At 60.5% G+C, this 17,208-nt stretch carries 17 protein-coding genes; 12 read left to right on the plus strand and 5 right to left on the minus strand.

The window, feature by feature from the left end; translation table 11 throughout:
* The first annotated feature begins 11 nt into the window (after positions 1-11).
* The 11 genes from QOV41_RS03350 to QOV41_RS03400 all read left to right on the plus strand — a co-directional run bounded on the left by QOV41_RS03350 (position 12) and on the right by QOV41_RS03400 (position 11,250).
* Positions 12-1,325 carry an alanine racemase gene (locus tag QOV41_RS03350; protein WP_284579513.1) on the plus strand — a complete coding sequence of 438 codons (1,314 nt, stop codon included), beginning with the start codon at positions 12-14 and terminating at the stop codon, positions 1,323-1,325.
* Positions 1,326-1,349: 24 nt separating this feature from the next.
* Complete coding sequence (locus tag QOV41_RS03355; protein WP_284579514.1) at positions 1,350-1,730, plus strand: RidA family protein; 381 nt, start codon at positions 1,350-1,352, stop codon at positions 1,728-1,730.
* Positions 1,731-1,960: 230 nt separating this feature from the next.
* The gene (locus tag QOV41_RS03360; protein ID WP_284579515.1) at positions 1,961-2,875 is read left to right on the plus strand and encodes an N-carbamoyl-D-amino-acid hydrolase; all 915 of its coding nucleotides are present in this window, start codon (positions 1,961-1,963) and stop codon (positions 2,873-2,875) included.
* A gap of 58 nt (positions 2,876-2,933) precedes the next feature.
* Complete coding sequence (locus tag QOV41_RS03365; protein WP_284579517.1) at positions 2,934-4,235, plus strand: ABC transporter substrate-binding protein; 1,302 nt, start codon at positions 2,934-2,936, stop codon at positions 4,233-4,235.
* A 17-nt stretch (positions 4,236-4,252) separates the two neighbouring features.
* Complete coding sequence (locus QOV41_RS03370; RefSeq protein ID WP_284579518.1) at positions 4,253-5,113, plus strand: ABC transporter permease; 861 nt, start codon at positions 4,253-4,255, stop codon at positions 5,111-5,113.
* A complete protein-coding gene (locus QOV41_RS03375) occupies positions 5,106-5,912 on the plus strand; it encodes an ABC transporter ATP-binding protein (RefSeq protein ID WP_284579519.1) in 807 nt (268 codons plus the stop codon). The genes QOV41_RS03370 and QOV41_RS03375 overlap by 8 nt, the downstream gene beginning before the upstream one ends.
* Entirely contained in the window at positions 5,909-6,745 is an 837-nt protein-coding gene (locus QOV41_RS03380) for an ABC transporter permease (protein ID WP_284579520.1), read from the plus strand. The genes QOV41_RS03375 and QOV41_RS03380 overlap by 4 nt, the downstream gene beginning before the upstream one ends.
* A 25-nt stretch (positions 6,746-6,770) precedes the next feature.
* Positions 6,771-7,796: an Ldh family oxidoreductase gene (locus QOV41_RS03385; protein WP_284579521.1), complete on the plus strand. Its 1,026-nt coding sequence runs from the start codon at positions 6,771-6,773 to the stop codon at positions 7,794-7,796.
* Positions 7,797-9,011 (plus strand): iron-containing alcohol dehydrogenase, encoded by a 1,215-nt coding sequence (locus QOV41_RS03390; protein ID WP_284579522.1) that lies wholly within the window; start codon positions 7,797-7,799, stop codon positions 9,009-9,011. It abuts the gene before it with no gap.
* 26 nt (positions 9,012-9,037) lie between these two features.
* Complete coding sequence (locus QOV41_RS03395) at positions 9,038-10,498, plus strand: NAD-dependent succinate-semialdehyde dehydrogenase (protein WP_284579523.1); 1,461 nt, start codon at positions 9,038-9,040, stop codon at positions 10,496-10,498.
* A gap of 56 nt (positions 10,499-10,554) precedes the next feature.
* Complete coding sequence (locus QOV41_RS03400; protein ID WP_284579525.1) at positions 10,555-11,250, plus strand: GntR family transcriptional regulator; 696 nt, start codon at positions 10,555-10,557, stop codon at positions 11,248-11,250.
* Between the two features lie 596 nt (positions 11,251-11,846).
* Here QOV41_RS03400 and QOV41_RS03405 read toward each other — a convergent pair.
* From QOV41_RS03405 to QOV41_RS03420, 4 genes are all read right to left on the minus strand, one after another.
* On the minus strand, positions 11,847-12,212 hold the full coding sequence (locus QOV41_RS03405; protein ID WP_284579526.1) for a recombinase family protein: 366 nt from the start codon (positions 12,210-12,212) through the stop codon (positions 11,847-11,849).
* Positions 12,213-12,435: 223 nt separating this feature from the next.
* Positions 12,436-12,765: a DsbA family protein gene (locus QOV41_RS03410; protein WP_284579528.1), complete on the minus strand. Its 330-nt coding sequence runs from the start codon at positions 12,763-12,765 to the stop codon at positions 12,436-12,438.
* 462 nt (positions 12,766-13,227) lie between these two features.
* Complete coding sequence (locus QOV41_RS03415; RefSeq protein ID WP_284579530.1) at positions 13,228-13,647, minus strand: Ros/MucR family transcriptional regulator; 420 nt, start codon at positions 13,645-13,647, stop codon at positions 13,228-13,230.
* A gap of 1,150 nt (positions 13,648-14,797) precedes the next feature.
* Entirely contained in the window at positions 14,798-16,063 is a 1,266-nt protein-coding gene (locus QOV41_RS03420) for a GGDEF domain-containing protein (protein ID WP_284579531.1), read from the minus strand.
* 218 nt (positions 16,064-16,281) lie between these two features.
* On the opposite strand from QOV41_RS03420, the gene QOV41_RS03425 reads away from it, so the two are divergent.
* Positions 16,282-16,620 carry a hypothetical protein gene (locus QOV41_RS03425; protein WP_284579533.1) on the plus strand — a complete coding sequence of 113 codons (339 nt, stop codon included), beginning with the start codon at positions 16,282-16,284 and terminating at the stop codon, positions 16,618-16,620.
* A 139-nt stretch (positions 16,621-16,759) separates the two neighbouring features.
* Here QOV41_RS03425 and QOV41_RS03430 read toward each other — a convergent pair whose 3' ends face one another.
* Positions 16,760-16,972, minus strand: coding sequence for a cold-shock protein (locus tag QOV41_RS03430; protein WP_284579535.1), 213 nt, complete (start codon positions 16,970-16,972; stop codon positions 16,760-16,762).
* Positions 16,973-17,208 lie beyond the last annotated feature (236 nt).

Consider the following 17,208-nt stretch of genomic DNA (forward strand, 5'->3'; position numbering starts at 1 on the left):
AGGAGACTTTCATGACACACCCGATAGAGCCGGGTCTGCCTCTGCCCAAACTCACGGACGTCACGGTCGACTATCGCAGCAAGGGCTTGCCGGGCGACCTGACAGAGACGTCTCTTTCCGCTCTCGGCGGCAAGGGCTGGAACATTCTCGGGGGCGACCTGCCGCTGCCGCTGGCGACTCTTGATCTCGACGCCATCGAGCACAACAGCCGTTTCATCCGGGCTGTGACGGGTCACTACAAGGTTTCGCTCTGCCCGCATGGCAAGACGACGATGTCACCGCAGCTGTTCCACAAGCAGATTGAGGACGGGTGCTGGGGCATAACGTTGTCCACCCCGCATCAAGTTCATGTCGCTCGCCACTACGGGCAGAAGCGAATTTTCCTCGCCAATCAGATACTCGATCCTGTCTTCCTGAACTATATCGCTAAGGCTCAGGCCAAAGATCCGGATTTCGACTTCTACTTCCTCATCGACTCCCCCGAAGGTGTCGATGCGCTGGAGCGCGCGGCCGCTCAGCAGGCCGGACACCGTCCTTTTCAGGTGCTGGTCGAAATGGGCAGTTCATTTGGCCGCGCGGGTTGCCGCACAAGTGGCGAAGCGTTGGCGCTGGCCGAGCGTGTCGCCGCCATGTCTCGTGCAGCCATGCTGGTCGGCATCGAAGGATTTGAGGGCAGCATTCGTGGCGAGGGCCAAGCCCAGATCGAAGAGCGCATTCTCGATTTCCTCGGGCTAATGACAGAAACTGCCCGGCAGGTCGAAGAGCGCGGACTGTTCGGTGGCCGGGAAATCCTGTTGACCGCTGGCGGCTCGAGCTTCTTTGACCTGGTGGCCCGCGCTCTCAGCAGCGCAAAATTGAGCGGTCCGACGAGGGTGGTCCTCAGAAGCGGGTGCTACATCACGCATGATGCGGGAATGTACAAGCATCAGATAGACCGTGCCATGGAGCGTTCCCCCGAGCTTGATGCGCTGGGCATTCGTCCGCGCCAGGCACTCACGGTATGGGCCGTCGTGCAGTCCCGTCCCGAGGACGACCTGCTGTTCCTCAACGTCGGCCGGCGCGATGTGTCTTACGATTCCCACCTGCCCGAAATCCTTGGATACGTGGCCGATGGCGTGCTCAGTCCGGTTGGCGCCGGGCACGAACCGATCGCGCTCAACGACCAGCACGCCTTTGTTCGATGCCCGCCCGAAAGCCCGCTTCGCCCTGGAATGGTGGTTCAGCTCGGGATTTCGCATCCCTGCACGACCTTCGACAAGTGGGATGTCCTTCTGGCAGTGGACCGTTCGCTTAACGTAATCGGCGCAGTCAAGACGTTCTTCTGAACGCGCCAAGCTTGGAGAGAAAAATTGATACAGCGACTACTTCTTGAAGGCGCCACTAAGCGCGCTGGCGCCTATGCCCATGCCGTGGTGGCGAATGGCATGGTCTATGTTTCCGGGCAAGGTCCAGGCAATCCCGACACCGGTGCAATACCGGAGACGTTCGAAGCGCAGGTGCACCAGGTCTTTGCCAATGTGAAACAAATCCTGGAGGGATCGAAAAGCCAGCTTTCCGACGTCATCAAGCTCAATGTCTACCTTTCCGACCTCGAGACATTCGGCGCCTACAACCGCATATACGAGGAATATTTCGGCGAGGTCCTCCCCGCTCGGACAACGGTAGGCTGCAGCCTGCTCGGCTTCATGGTGGAAGTGGACTGTGTAGCTGCGGTGCGCGCCGACGCCTGATCCAGGCTTAGGAAGAGCGATGCTGGGCGAGTGGCAAGATCTGCCACTCGCCCTTTTTTGTCTTCATTTTTCCTTAACCCGTCAGACGCGCCCCCTGTACACAGCTCATTCGTAAAATCCGATCGAATATCGGATCGACTATTGAATCAGAAATTTGGCGATGTTAGCGTCCACGATATCGCAGAGGGCAAGCTCGCTTGCACGGTGCGTTGCAGGAGGATTTTGAGAGAATGAGCGCAAGAAAAATGAACCTGGCCGTTGGACAGCTTGGGCCGATCCAGCGCGCCGACAGCCGCCAGGCAATCCTGGCGCGGCTGATGGAAATGATGCGCGAGGCTAAGTCACGTGGTTCCGAGTTCGTCGTTTTTCCCGAAGCGGCACTGACGTCGTTTTTCCCGCGCTGGTACATCACCGACGAGGCTGAGCTCGAAAGCTATTACGAAACCGCCATGCCCAACCCGTCGGTGCAGCCGCTATTCGATCTCAGCGCCGAACTCGAAGTTGGCTTCTACATCGGCTACGCCGAACTGGCCCACGAGGGTGGACAGAAGCGTCGCTTCAACACGTCTATTCTGGTTGATCGCTCGGGCCGAGTGGTAGGCAAGTATCGCAAGATCCATCTGCCGGGCCATGCCGACCACCAGCCTGACAGGCCATTCCAGAATCTTGAGAAGCGCTATTTCGAGAATGGCGACCTCGGCTTCCCCGTGTACGAAATGGAAGGCCACCAGGTCGGCATGTGCATCTGCAATGACCGGCGCTGGCCAGAGACCTGGCGCGTGCTGGGCCTCAACGGAGCCGAGCTCGTCTGCCTGGGCTACAATACGCCCATGCTGGAGCCGCGCACGCCGCAGCATTCGCACCTGACTTCTTTCCATCACCTGCTCAGCGTCCAGGCTGGCGCTTACCAGAACGGCATGTGGGTCGCCGCAGCCGCCAAGGCGGGCGTCGAGGAAGGCTGGCTGCTGGTAGGCCATAGCTGCATCGTTGCGCCCACCGGTGAAATCGTCGCCCTGTCCAATACCATCGAAGATGAAGTCATCACGGCCACCTGCGATTTCTCGCGCAACCGCGATATTCGCGAACACATCTTCAACTTCGAACAGCACCGCCAGCCGCACAACTACAAGATCATCGCCGAATAGTTTTACCCCGGCGGCGGGCGCCAATGCGCCATGCTTCCGACCCAAAGGAGGATACCACGTGCTAAAACCTACTCCCATTCGGACTCTTGCCCTGGCCGGGCTTCTGGGCGGCCTGATGTTCTCGCCATTGAGCCTTGCGCAGGATGCATTCATTCCCGCTGAGGCCGAGCCTGGGACGGATATTCCCTCGGCTGACGTCAATTTCGGCATGAAGCCATACGCGGACAACACCTTCTATATCGTGGGTATCCAGCAGGGCTGGTTCAACGATGTGGGTATCAACATCTTGCCAGAGCCCAATGGCGTGGCATTGTCCGAGGCCAATACCATTCCGCTGCTGCTCAACGGTCAGGTCGATATTAGCAGCAACTGGTGCGTGGGCATGATGCCCACCTATGCCGACACTGACGAACTCAAGTGCATCGCCTTCATCGATAACATCGTCTCGGCTTCCATCCTTGCCAATCCTGAACTCGGCCTCAAGTCCTTCGCTGACTATATCGAGGAGGGGCTGGATTTTGACGCGGCAATTAAGGCCGCGTTGGCTCCTCTCGACGGCAAGACCCTCGTGGGTCCGCCAGACGCAACCGCACGGCCGTTCGAATTGACGGCAGGCGACCTCGCTGGCGTCACCTGGGAATTGCAGGCGATGGAGGATTCCCGCTCGCTGGTCCTAGCCATGTCGGGACGTGCCGATTTCGTCCATCCCAACGGCGCCCCGATCGTCTACAGCCTGCTCAAGGCCGGCTGGACACCGCTGATCACCCTCGATGATCTTCTGACGCACGGCCCGCGCGGCGAGACCTCGCCTATCGTGGCCCTCGTAAACAGCACCGGCATTGCCGCCAATGGGCGCTTCGTCAACGAGAACCCGAACACTGTGCTGCGGTTCCTGTCGGTGGTGTGGCGCACGATTGATGCGCTCGAAAAGGATCCCTCCCTCTATGACCTGCAGGCTCCCTATCTGAACAGCGTCGCCGGCACGAGCCTGGATGGTGCCGAGATCGCCGACATGGTTGCAAACCTGCACCCCTACATCGGCTTTGACGGCAGCGAACCCTGGTATGCTGACCCGACATCGCCGACCAATATCGACGCCGTCTACAATGCTATCATCGACGATCTCGTCGAGGGCGGGGTCATTCCCGAGGGCAAGATTTCGGTCGAGACATTCGCCTGGAACCAGCCGATCTGGGAACTGGCGCGTGATTACCGCAATAAGGCCGAAGAGCTGATCGCTGCCGGCAATGCAGCCGGTCTCGCGGGTGAAAAGGCTGAACTTCTGGCGTCTGCAGAGCAGCACTTCGCCTGGTTCAATTTCCTTGACGCCTATCGCTTCGCCCTAGCGGCAAACGAATAGTCTTGGGGAGGGCGACCATGTCGACACGCGATAATCACACCGCCGTGGCAAGTCCGACGCGATCGCCCTCCCTGCTCTCTCGAAGCCTTGCCAGGCTCGACCCTGTGGGTGTGCTTGGCTTGGTGTTGACGATTGCAATCTGGCACGTCATTGCCACGCTTCAGGGGCGAGTGGTGCCCTCTCCCTTGGCCGTCGCCAATGAAATTGTCAGCAATTTCTTCGTCGCCCCGACGTTCCGCTATTATGGCATTGCCGATGCGGGCTACCTCGACGCTATTCTCTACACGACCAGCAACGTCCTGATGGCGACAGCTGCGGGTGGGGTAATCGGCATAATCTTCGGCCTGATGACAGCCCGCCGTCGCCTGCTGCGCTCCGCATTCGACCCGATTTTCAGCACGCTCAGCACCATTCCGATCTTCATCGCGGCGCCCTTCCTGCTGCTGTGGTTCGGCGTCAACCGGTTCAGCGCGGTCGTCATCGTGGCCTTGTATGTCATGACCATCGTCTATGTTTATGCGCAGCGCGCACTCTATAATCTTCAGCCGATCTACGAGCAGTATGCACGCACCCTTGGCGCCAACGAGCGGCGGCTGTTCACCGATATTTTGGTTCCAGGCACTTTGCCCGAAATCCTTGGCGGGCTGCGCATTGCTCTCGCCGGAGCCTGGGGCCTGGCAGCCATTTCCGAGCTGATCGGCTCGCAGCGCGGTGCCGGCAAGGTGATTCAGTCGCTGGCAAATTCGGTGGACGTGAAGGGCATCTTCTGCGTGCTGCTGCTGCTCGGCATCACCGCCACCCTGATTGACTGGTGCCTGGCGCTTGGTATTGGGCGGCTCACCTCTTGGGCAAATCAAGCAGGATCGAAAGATGATTGACACCCACCCCGCTATTTCCATCCGCAACGTCTCGCGTCTCTTCAGGCGCCGAGATGGCGGTGACGTCATCGCCGCCCGCGACATTTCCATGGACATCCCGCGCGGACAGTTCGTCTGCCTCGTCGGACCATCTGGATGCGGCAAAACCACAATGCTGCAGATGCTCGCGGGCCTGCTGAGCCCCAGCGGCGGCGAAATTCTCGTGGATGGCGCCCCTGTATCGGGTCCCGGGCCGGATCGTGGAGTGGTTTTCCAGAAGGACAGCGTCTTTCCCTGGATGAGCGTCATAGACAATGTGGAATATGGGCTCAAGAGCCGGGGCGTTCCCGCGGCGGAGCGTCGTGAGCGGGCGCGGCGTTACCTCGCCAGTGTCGGCCTCTCAGAAGTGGAGAATGCATGGCCGCGTGAATTGTCGGGCGGCATGCTCAAGCGCGTTGCCATTGCCACCGTCTTCGCCAACGGCTCGCGTGTGCTGTTGCTGGACGAGCCATTCGGCGCGCTCGACTATGTAACCAAACACCAGTTGCACGACGTTCTGCTATCGCTCTGGGCGGAAGATGGCGAGCATCGCACGGTCGTTTTCGTCACGCATGACATCGATGAGGCACTGCTGCTGGCCGATCGGGTCCTGGTGTTCAAGAGCGGCGATGTCGCTGCCGATCTTGCTGTCAACAGCGCGAGGCCGCGAAGCACCGATAGCCTGCTGGAAGCAGAAATGGTCGATCACAAGCATAGTCTGCTTGGCCATATCGGGCTTGGACCGGCCAGTGTGCGTCGATCTCGCGGGTTGCCGGAATGAACCGCGTCCAAGGCAACAATGGCTGGGTTGGTCTGCTTGCGCTGATCGGGCTGGCGCTGGTCTGGCAGCTTGCTTCCATGCTGGTGACGGTCGAGATCACGCCCGGGGTGCCCATGGTTCCCGGCTGGCAGGTTGTGCTGACCAGCACTTTCGTCTCCATGTCCAATTTCTGGATGGGTGGTTTCGGCATTCCAGCGGCAAGCGCGGGGACCGAGCCCAGTTACGGCGTTGCGCTGCTGTCCGTGCTCTTCAACTCGCTCGACACATTCCGCCGCCTGCTTCTGGGTTGCTTTATCGGCGGCGGGCTTGGCTTTATCCTGGGCCTATTGCTGTCGCTCTCGCAATGGACCAATCGCCTGGTCGGACCAACGATGCGCTTCGTGCGCACCCTGCCGCTGCTGGCCATGATCCCCCTGTTCCAGCTCTGGTTCGGCATCGCTGACTTCGGCATGGTAACTTTCATAGCCTATGGCGTGGGCGTCATCCTATTTACCTCGGTACTCAATGCCGTGCCGCGCATCGCGCCGATATACCTGGCGAATGCACGGTGCCTGGGAGCCTCGCCCTGGCGCTTGTTCCGTACCGTGACCATCCCGGCTATCCTGCCCGAGGTCCGCTCGGCGGCAGTAATCGCCATGGGCGTTGCCTGGGCCGCAGCGCTTGGCGCGGAATATCTGGGCGCTCAGTCTGGTCTGGGGCGCATCGTGGTGGCGTCGGAAGCTTTCGGCTATCTCGACCGCATGTTCCTGACGGCCGTGATCATTGTGCTCTATGCGGCTGGGAGCACTTACCTGCTCGACCGCGCCTTCGCTCGGGTGCTGCAATGGGGCTAAACCTAAACGCGGTGGAGACGAACCGGTGAAGATTACCCAATCGCGTGCCGAAGCAGTGGCGTTGGCCGTGCTTGAGGCGGCGGGCGTTCCGACGAAAAGTGCGCAGATCCAGGCTGGAATCCTGATCCAGTCGGAAATGCGCGGACTGGCCTCACACGGCCTCCTGCGCTTGCCGCGCATCGTGGAGCGTATTCGCAACGGCGTTGCCAATCCGGTGACCACCGGCACCCATGTCTGGCGCTCGCAGTCCCTGCTGGAAAGCGATGGCGAGAGCGGCCTTGGACCTGTCGTAGCCATGGCGGCCATCGAGGCCATTACCGAGCGTGCGCGCCAAACAGGCATTGCCCTGGCTGCCATATCCAATAGCGGACATCTGGGCGCGATCGGCTGCTATGCCGAAGACATTGCCCGTTCCGGCCAGCTCGCCATCGTGCTGTCGACCAGCGAGGCGTTGGTGCACCCCTGGGGTGGCCGCAAGGCTATGCTCGGCACCAATCCGATCGCTGTTGGTGTGCCCGCCGACCCAGAGCCGTTCGTGCTCGACATGGCAACGGGCCTTATCTCAATGGGCAAGGTGCATGATCATGCCAATCGCGGCGTGGCGCTGCAGCCGGGCTGGGCGCTCGATGGCGACGGCAATCCGACAACCGATCCAGTCGCCGCCAAATCCGGAGCCATCGCGCCGTTTGGCGAAGCCAAGGGTTATGGGCTGGCGCTGGCCTTTGAGCTTCTCGTCGCCAGCCTGACCCGCTCCGCCGTGGGCACTGATGTGGTTGGAACGCTGGACTCCATCCATCCGGCCAACAAGGGCGACCTCATTATCGTCATTGAGCCAAGGACAGGCGTGGCCGAGCTGTTGAACGACTATCTCAAAGCCATCCGCGCCTGCCCGCCTCTCGAGCCAGAAAAAAGCGTTTCGGTGCCGGGTGACGGCTCGCGTGCCCGCCGTGCGATGGCGATGACCGACGGCTTTGCCGTGCCAGAAGTCATTTGGTCGCAACTACTCTCGCTTGCCGGAATGGCAGCCCCTCTCGATACCCCGGAGCCTTGAATGTTTGGTACTCTTCGCAGTCCCCGCGCCGTCTACTTCGGAGCCGGGCAGCGCAAACTTCTCGGAGAACTGGCAGCGCGGTTCGGGCGACGTGCACTGATTTGCACCGACGAGCGCCTGTCGGCCGACTCGATGTTTCAGGCCATGATGGCTGACCTGGTCGAGCATGGCGTCGAGCCGCTGCTGTTCGACCGGACCATCCCTGACCTGCCTGTCGCTGCTATCGAAGATGCCATCGCCTTTGCGCGCGGCAAGAGCCCAGATTGCGTCATCGCTATCGGTGGGGGAAGCTGTCTCGACATGGCCAAGGCAACGGCGTTGCTCCTCGCTCATGGGGGCAGTCCGCAGGACTATTATGGCGAGTTCAAGCTGCCGGGGCCTGTCCTGCCGATCATCGCCATCCCAACCACCGCCGGCACCGGCTCCGAAGTCACCCCCGTTGCGGTTCTCTCCGATCCGTCACGTACGCTCAAGGTCGGTATTTCCGATCCGCATCTCATTCCCCAGATAGCCATCTGTGATCCGGAGTTGACACTGAGCTGCCCACCCGGACTGACGGCCGTCGCAGGCGCCGATGCGCTCACTCACGGCATCGAGTCCTTCACGGCCATTCGCAAGCAGGCCGGCGACAAGCTGGCGCTCCGGCAGGTTTTTGTTGGCAAGAATGCGATCAGCGACGGCTTGGCTATAGAGGCTATCGAGCGCATTGGCCGCTCCCTGCTCCCCGCCATTGCCGACGGCCGCGATGTCGAGCACCGCTCCAACCTTATGTATGGGGCGATGCTTGCCGGCCAGGCCTTCGCCAATGCCGGCAATGCTGCGGCCCATGCCCTGCAATATCCAGTTGGGGCTGTCACCCATAGCGCCCATGGCATCGGCGTTGCGGCACTGATGCCCTATGTCATGCAGTTCAACCTGGTGGCCCGCGAGGCCGAGTATGCGAGGATCGGCAGGGCCCTTGGGCTCGCTGAAGGGGATGAGGCGGCCATGGCGCGCGCGGCAATCGACAAGGTCGCCGAGCTTCTGACCCAAGCCGGAATGCCGGCGACCCTTGCCGAGATCGGCTTTGAGGCAGACCGTATTGACTGGGCTGCCGAGCAGGCCATGACGGCGGCCCGGCTGGTCAAAAACAACCCTGTATTCCTGCGGCTCGAGGACATGCAACGCATCCTGCGCGCCGCCTTGCATGGCGACCGCGCCACGCTCGCAGCCTGAACCATAACGATTAGACGGATTCAATCATGTCCCAAGCTCATTCAGTCGACTTCAGCGCACTGCCCACCGACCTCCTGATCGGAGGGACCTGGCGCAAGGGCAATGGTGGGGAGGCGATCGAGGTGATCGATCCCGCCAGCGAAACGGTGCTCGCCTCGGTCGCCAATGCCTCGATCGAGGACGGCATTGCTGCGGTTGATGCGGCGTCAGCGGTGGCTGCCGCCTGGGCTGCCACGCCGCCGCGGCAGCGCGGTGAAATCCTGCGCCGCGCCTATGAACTGATGATGGCGAGATCGGAACACTTCGCCGTGCTCATCGCCCTTGAAAATGGCAAGGCCCTGCCCGATGCCCGGGGAGAGGTCGCCTACGCCGCCGAATTCTTCCGCTGGTATGCCGAAGAGGCCGTGCGAGTTTCCGGGGATATAACCCCTTCGCCCTCCGGCAATTATCGCATCATGGTGCAGTACCAGCCCATCGGTGTTTCGGTTCTGGTTACTCCCTGGAATTTCCCAGCCGCTATGGCGACGCGCAAGATCGGGCCGGCCCTTGCAGCGGGCTGCACGTGTATCCTCAAGCCGGCGACAGAAACGCCGTTGACGGCTCTCGCCGTGGCTCAGCTCCTTGAGGAGGCCGGTGTTCCCCCCGGCGTGGTCAATGTTGTCACGACGAGGTCCGCGGGCAAGGTTGTCGGCGCCATGCTTCGCGATCCGCGCGTGCGGAAGCTCTCCTTCACCGGTTCGACCGAGGTGGGCCGCATCCTCCTGCGCGAGGCATCGCATCAGGTCCTCAACTGCTCGATGGAACTGGGCGGAAATGCGCCCTTTATCGTCTTCGAGGACGCCGATATTGATGCAGCGCTCGCCGGAGCAATGATCGCCAAGATGCGCAATGGTGGGGAAGCCTGCACAGCAGCCAACCGGATCTACGTGCATAGCGCGATCTATGATCGCTTCGCCGAACAACTCGCCGAACGCATGTCGCAGCTCGTGGTTGGAAATGGCGCAGACCCGGATTCCCAATGCGGCCCGCTGATCAACATGGCGGCAGTGGACAAGGTGCAGGAACTGGTCGACGGCGCGGTGTCGCACGGGGCCAAGATCGTTACCGGTGGCCATCGTCTCAACAGGCCGGGCTTCTTCTACGCCCCAACCGTGCTTCGCGATGTGCAGAAGGGTGCCAAGATGCTCGAGGAAGAAATTTTCGGACCGGTGGCGCCGCTCGTGCGCTTCTCGGACGAGGATGAGGTGATTGAGGCGGCGAACGCCACCGAGTATGGCCTTGTCTCCTACGTCTTCACCAGTGACCTGGCTAGGGGCCTACGTGTGAGTGACCGGCTTGAAAGTGGCATGGTCGGGCTCAATCGTGGTCTTGTGTCGGATCCGGCGGCGCCGTTCGGTGGTGTCAAGGCCAGTGGCCTCGGGCGAGAGGGCGGCCAGCACGGCATCCTCGAGTACATGGAAGCCAAGTATACAGCACTTGCCTGGTAGAAGCGGCTAGCGCGTCGGTCTGGGCAAGTGTAGAAGCGGCGCTGCCAGGAGTTAAGATGGTCGGACGTAGTCGGGATGTGATTTCTGAGACGAAGACGGAGCCGGCCCTGGCCCGCCCCGTCCGCCTGGCCGATGAGGCCTATGATCTCATTCTCGATCAGTTGATTTCGCTGAAGCTTCCGCCCGGCGGGCGTATCACTGTCGACGAACTGTCCCGGCAATTTGGCATTTCGCAGACTCCGATCCGGGAAGCGCTCGGGCGGCTCGAGTCCGATGGGATGGTGATCAAGACCCATCTCGTAGGCTATCGCGCCGCACCGCAGCTGACGCGCGAGCAGTTCGAAAAGCTCTTCGAGCTCCGGCAATTGCTGGAGCCCGCAGCGGCCCGTCGGGCCGCACAGAGCGTGACGCCGGATAGTGCCGATCGGCTACGTCAATATGTGGCGGCCATGCGTGAAGAGGTCGAGCGCAATCTGCGGGTCAAGTATGGCCGCTTCGCGCAGCACGACAAAGAGCTGCACGTAATGATTGCCGAAATGGGTGGCAATGAGCTGATCGCGGATGCCCTTTCGCGCCAGCATACTCATGTGCATATCTTCCGGCTGTACTTCCACTCCTGGGTAACCGAAAGCGCGATCCTCGAGCACGAACATATCGTCGATGCGATTCTTGCCGGCGACGCTGACCGGGCGGAGGCAGCGATGCGGAAGCATCTGGCCAGTTCGTGGGATCGTGTCAGTCAAGGCTTCTGAGGGACACTGACCGCTTCGTTGCCCATCCCAAGCGAAGGTGGCAGGCTTTTCGACCAAGTTGCTCGAAGCTCGATCGGACGCATAGTAAGTGATGTCCATTCGCACACGGGAAGGGAAGAGCGCACGTAGCAATCTTGCCCACCGGATCCGGTCCAGATCGCAGGATTTGGAGTTCTTCGCCTGAGATATTCTCCATTTCGACAGCGAGAACCTGTTCCCGGCACCTGAGGAAGGCGTGCCCGGTGGCGCTTGCCGGGCTCTCAGGTGCCGGGAAGTCGGATCGTTCTGTCGGACGACTACGGCGGGGGCCTAACAGGCCTTCGCCTCGGTGGATGCCGCCGGGATCGACGTATGGTTAGCAAATAGGAAGGTAGTCGGTAGGCGATACGTCCGAGGCGTGGGTGACGACCAAGTGGTGGACGGTCGGCACGCTGGACGTGATCGGTGTCGAGCGGGACAAGGTCCACATGCCGTATGTCCTGCTGGCCGACGAGGACGGCTGGAGGGCGCGGTCTTCATCAGCTTACTGCATGTCCGGAATTGGCTGGAGTCCCTGTTTCTTCTCCCTTTTGCGGCGAGAGCGTTCTCGAATTTATCTATAAATGTCGATGAACACCGTTGGCTGAAAAAGAGCCTTCCGAGATCGAGCGGTGCAGGCTGTGTGTGCTGCCGACGATTGCAACACGTTTGTCGCCCACGATGACCCTGGCAACGACGCTGCGCAGGTAGTTGCGCCGCAACGCAGCGTCGCCGTTGTAGAGCTTGTCACGCACGGTGCGGGAGAACGCTTCGATGAGTTCGGCGCGTGACGGGTTGGTGCCCGAAACGCCTGCGTCGACGAAGGACTGTGTCACTGTCCAGCCACGTGCCTGGCAAAATGCTTCGATCTGGTGCTGCTGGCTGGGCAGAGAGACGTCTCCATCCGCCTGACGCATCGTACTGACACGCAGGTAAGCGGCCACCCGCCACTTACCGAGGCCAAGTGCTAGCGGCAGTCGAGCGAAACCTCTGTCTGCATATTATGTTGATGCGACATCGAGATAAGTGACTCGACAGGGAGTCGATCGCGGAGGACGATTGCTTGGAGATCTGAGGCACCGCGTCACGCTTGAACTCGTTGCTGAAATTGCCTTTGCCCATGTAGGCCTTCTTGCCTCAAAATTAGGGAAGAAGGCGTCTACAAGTCTAGGGGCTATTCAGACCATAGCCCTCTAGGGTTGCGACAGTGGCCATCCTCAGTGCCTTCAACTCAGGGTCCACAGGATAGGGAGGTTGCCCGGCCCAAGGTAACCCATAGCGCTTCGCTCGCCGTTCGATGGCGCGCCACATGTACGCCGCCTTGGCTGGCTTTTTGGCGAATGGGATGTTGTCCATCTCGACCATGATGGCGCGAACGTTGAAAGGGCGCCAACGAAGGATCAAACCGGATTGTTCGGCCAAGGCAGCCCCGCGAAGGGCGCTCAGGTACGTGTAAGTGCTCCCCGGAAAGTAGAAGACGTCGAGTGTTCCCGGCATCGGTCATTCCTCCAATCACCGGGAGAGGGGAGTACAGGCGGACTCTGTCATCGCATAGAGCCAGAGGCAGCGCCTGCGAGGGCCGCATTTGCTCTGGGGTGTTTTTGTGATCGGCTGGGCAGGAACGGGTTCGCTGAGGAACGGATTATGGGCACACACAGGTCTTAGCCCCTGTGACTTCCAAAGTTCACTTGCCCCGGCCTCGCGCTGGGGCTTTCTTTTTCCTGGTGGCAGAGGCGATCAGATCGCCTTCGATACTGCGGTCCTTTGCAGATCCCAGTCACTCGCCTCAGCGTCCGTCGAGGACATTGCCGCACGCGAAAACGCTCCGGCGAGCAATGCTGCCGATCTGAGTGGAGGTCTACCCATCAAAGCGCTTTGCCAGACTGCGCAGGAGTTCAAAGCTTCTCTAGTTAGTTCGCGGCAAGCCAAGGTCGAGATGCTGCAGGTGTGGCACGCTACTCAAGCAGCGTTTGCTGCTTTCCTTCCCAGCCCGTGAGTCTTGGCCAGCTCCGAACGGCGCTCTGCGTAGGCTGGGGCTACGATCGGGTAGTCCTTGGGCAGGTTCCATTTCGCACGATACTGGTCCGGCGACAGCTCGTGGTCCGTTCCAAGGTGCCGCTTCAGAGACTTCATCTTTCGCCCGCATTCCAGGCAGATAACGGCTTCTGGTGTTACCGACTTCTTTATCGGCACCGCGGGCCTTTGCGGCTCCACCGGTGGGGTGGCCGGCTCACCAGCATGAGTGGTGCGCAGCGCTGAGTGCACATCTGCAATCAAAGTCGGCAGGTCCCTGGGGCTGACCGAGTTGTGTGCCACATAAGCCGCAACCACGTCCGTCGTCAGAGCCACAAAATCTGGTGCGTGTTCCTGTTCATCCATTTATGGCGTTCCTCGCTTCTTCTGCGTCCTGCAATCAATCTGGCACGCGTCAGTCCGGCAAGTTAAATCTGGTGTGCAGGCTGGATGAGGCTGCTCTTATCCATCGCAGTAACAATCGCCCGCCATACCCACAGGCTAGCCTGGCTTTCGGGCCGCGCTTCCCCTTCAGCAACAGCTGAGTTCTCTTTCACATCAGAAGGAAAACCTCGATTGGCGTCCACCAACCGAGGTCTCCTGTCCCAACGAGCCAAGCGGCACGTGCACATCGCGCCGCGCTCAAGCTGGCTCCGCCGCGACGGCAGGATAAAGCTATGGCGCTGAGAGGACAACCGGGCAGGCTGCTACGGCGCGTTGCGCCGCCACCTGTCGAAGTCGTTGTAAACGGCTTCACCAATTCGAGGGCAGTAAGGCTGGGCTTTACCCCCAGCGCCCATCAGATGCGGGCACTTGGCTCGTAGCTCGTCCGAGAGCCAATAGGTGAAGCCCTTCTCGCGCCGAACCCACTCCGACGTTGCGCCGCATGTGCTGCATGTCGCGGCCACTATACCTCTCCAAGCTGCTTTCGAACGGGCCTTCTGCCACAAACTGGCGGACTCGGTCGAGGCTGGCTGCGGGCGAATCCTCGCAGCGAAGCCGTTGCGCTCCGTGGTGCTGCGGCTGAAACGTGTCAGCAGACTTTGAGCCGCTAAAGGAGCGAGCTCAATGCAAGGGCGGTCTCGTTTAATGGCCTCGATACAGTGGCAGCACGTAGTTGGCTACCAGCTGGTCTGATGCATCCGGTGCGACCAGACGGAAGCCAGTAGCGGCAACCCAGGCTGCGATCAGGAACACGGAGATCAATAATGCGAACGCTGCTATTGCTGATGCGCGGGAAGTCCGCTCCAGGGGCACAATGGTGACCTTTGAAAGAGCGGGTCTGCACGAAGATTGCTGTTGTTCAGTCAAGGCACTGCCAGAGTGTTCAAGAGCGCCGCACCTGCTTCGATTAAGTCGGCGTCATAAACAGGGATACCATGGCGCAGACTCGTGCTGTGATCACAATTGTTCCACAGCGGAACAGTTATTTGTTCTCGAATTCAGTATGCGGCCGGTGAGACGGCGGCGAGGGGCTTCGGGTGGGATCATGGATCATTTCACTCGGAGCGGCCTTTCAGCGGGGCTGCACTGAGGCCCTGTTAGTCTCAACCAAGCCAGCATTCCCTGAGTGGTGGACGTTCGTCTCATGGCCTCGCTGACAAGTTCGGTTCCGCCCCCTCCTTTTCGCCCGGTAAAGCTGGTGATCTGCAGCCTCAAGCAAGCCGTCGTAGTCATGCCCTTGTGTGGAATGACAGATGCCCGCACTGGCGGTCACCTCAATGGCTACCCCGTCCTGGGTAACACTTGCTGTTGCGATGGACTTCCTCAAACGCTCTGTCGCTTCGAACGCTTGATCAGCCTCCACGTCGGAAAGGATCACAGCGAACTCCTCTCCACCTATGCGAGCAACAAAATCACCATTGCTGATCCCCTGAAGGAGAAGAGCGGCAATTCTTCTCAGCACGACATCTCCTGCGGCATGACCATGCCGGTCGTTGACCCTCTTGAAGTGGTCGATGTCGAACAGCACCAGAGCGAACTGGCTGGAGCCGGCCTCCAGCTTGCTTCGAAGATACGCATCGAAAGCCCGGCGGTTGCTGAGTCCAGTCAGCGGATCCATCATCGCGGCCCGCCGCAAATCGTCGGCAGCACGCTCCGAAGCCAGCGAGAGCACGAGAAGAGTGCCGGTGGCGAGGTGGAAGAGGGCTACAATGAGGTGCACCTCCAGGAGGGTGTCGTACGGAATGTAGCTGCTGATCTGATCTGCGGCGGCGATGCCTTGGAGGGCCCGGGCGCCAAACGAGATCGCCATAAATAGATAGGCGCCGATCAGACCAATTCGGGACAGGAGCCCGTCATGGCGGTCACGCCAGAACTCGTAGGCCACAAGGAAGGCTTGGGCAGTCAGCACAACATTGGCCGCTGAATAGTTGGCGGCGCGGTCTGATGAGAGCAGCGCGAGGACAATGAAGGCAGGAGCCGGCGCCCACACCATCATATTCTGAACGGATCGTCCGCTAAACTGTCGAGCTGCGGCAAGACGGAGGCTGAACCCCGCAATCAGGAGCGCATCCGGCCAAACCGCCAAATGCGGGGGTAGATCTGGTGCGGTGAGATAGAGGACCAGCCCAGCCGCAAGAGCGAAGTTGGCAGCGATCCAGCTCAGCCAATGGCGGTCTGCTGGAGAGCGTAACCACACCCCCATATAGGCTGCGACCGATACGAGCAGGATGACAATGTTCGCCACGAACAAGGTCGAGTTGTCCAGCCCCATGGTCGCCTCCCGGTAGTCAATTCGGAGCCCATAGTCGAGCGGGAAGGTTATTATAGTGCTTCTCAACCTGCATCCGTCCGGCATGGGTGCCCCCTCAATCGTGGAAAGTGCTTAGGACTTCGTAACCTTGCTCCCGCATGTGCTTCACAAGGCCAGCCATGCTGCTGCGCAACCCAGAGCCTCTTCTACCGTTCTCCCAGAAGGAGGATGCCATGGAGGTAGGCAGAGATACTGCCCAGCGAGCGGGTACCGGGAATCAGGAGAATTCAGGAGCAGGCAGGTCAATGCTGCCGAGTGGCCTCTATGGCGTGCGCTTCAGGTACCAAGGCAAACAAGCTTCGGGCGTTGTGACCATAACAGGCGACAGCTTCGCTGGCGGTGACAGCGGCATGGCGTACCATGGCAAACTCATCCGAAGTGGCGGGCAGCTCAGAGCCAAAGTGACGACGCTCCGGCACACCGATACCGGCGGTGTTGCCCTTCTGGGGAGCGATAATTTGGAGTTAGTAGCGGAAGGCCAGCCCACCGCGAGTGGCGCGATCTTCTCAGGTGACGCGCCTCACACCGGCCAGCGGTTCGAGTTTTCCCTCAGTCGAATCCGAACTCCAGGTCTCACCTTTTGAACTCTATCTGTGGCGGTGTGCCCGCGCCGACCAAGACACCCCAACTCGGTAAAGGGGGTGGAACGGCTGCTGGCAGCTCACCGGAGTACGGAAGCCCTGCTAACTGGTGCAAGGGGCACCTGGTGGCGCCCCATCAATCTCAGTCGAGTAGCTTTAGATTGGTAGCCGACTCTTTGCCGTCGCGACCCGTCTCGAGTTCGTACTCTACCTTGTCGTTCTCATAGAGGCTGTCGAGCCCCGAACGCTGAACTGCTGAGATGTGAACAAACGCGTCCTTGCCACCGCTCTCCGGAGAGATGAAGCCGAAGCCCTTGGTGGTGTTGAAGAACTTGACGGTGCCTTTGATAGCCATATGGAAGTAGTCCGTTATGCTCTCGTGCGAGCGGTTAAGCCACGTGCGACATGCAGGTGGGTGACGTTCGCATGTAGTGGAGCCCGGAAGCCGAATGTGCTTCGGCAGTGGCAGCCGACTTAGGCTGCAAACGTGTGCGCGCAAGATATCCGATCACCGCGCGGCTGCAAGTGAAAGCCGCATCTTCCTGCAGTCCGGTCTAGGTGGCGCGGCCCGCGGACGGCCCGCCGAGGAGC

The organism is Devosia sp. RR2S18, from assembly GCF_030177755.1.
Lineage (GTDB): Bacteria > Pseudomonadota > Alphaproteobacteria > Rhizobiales > Devosiaceae > Devosia > Devosia rhizosphaerae.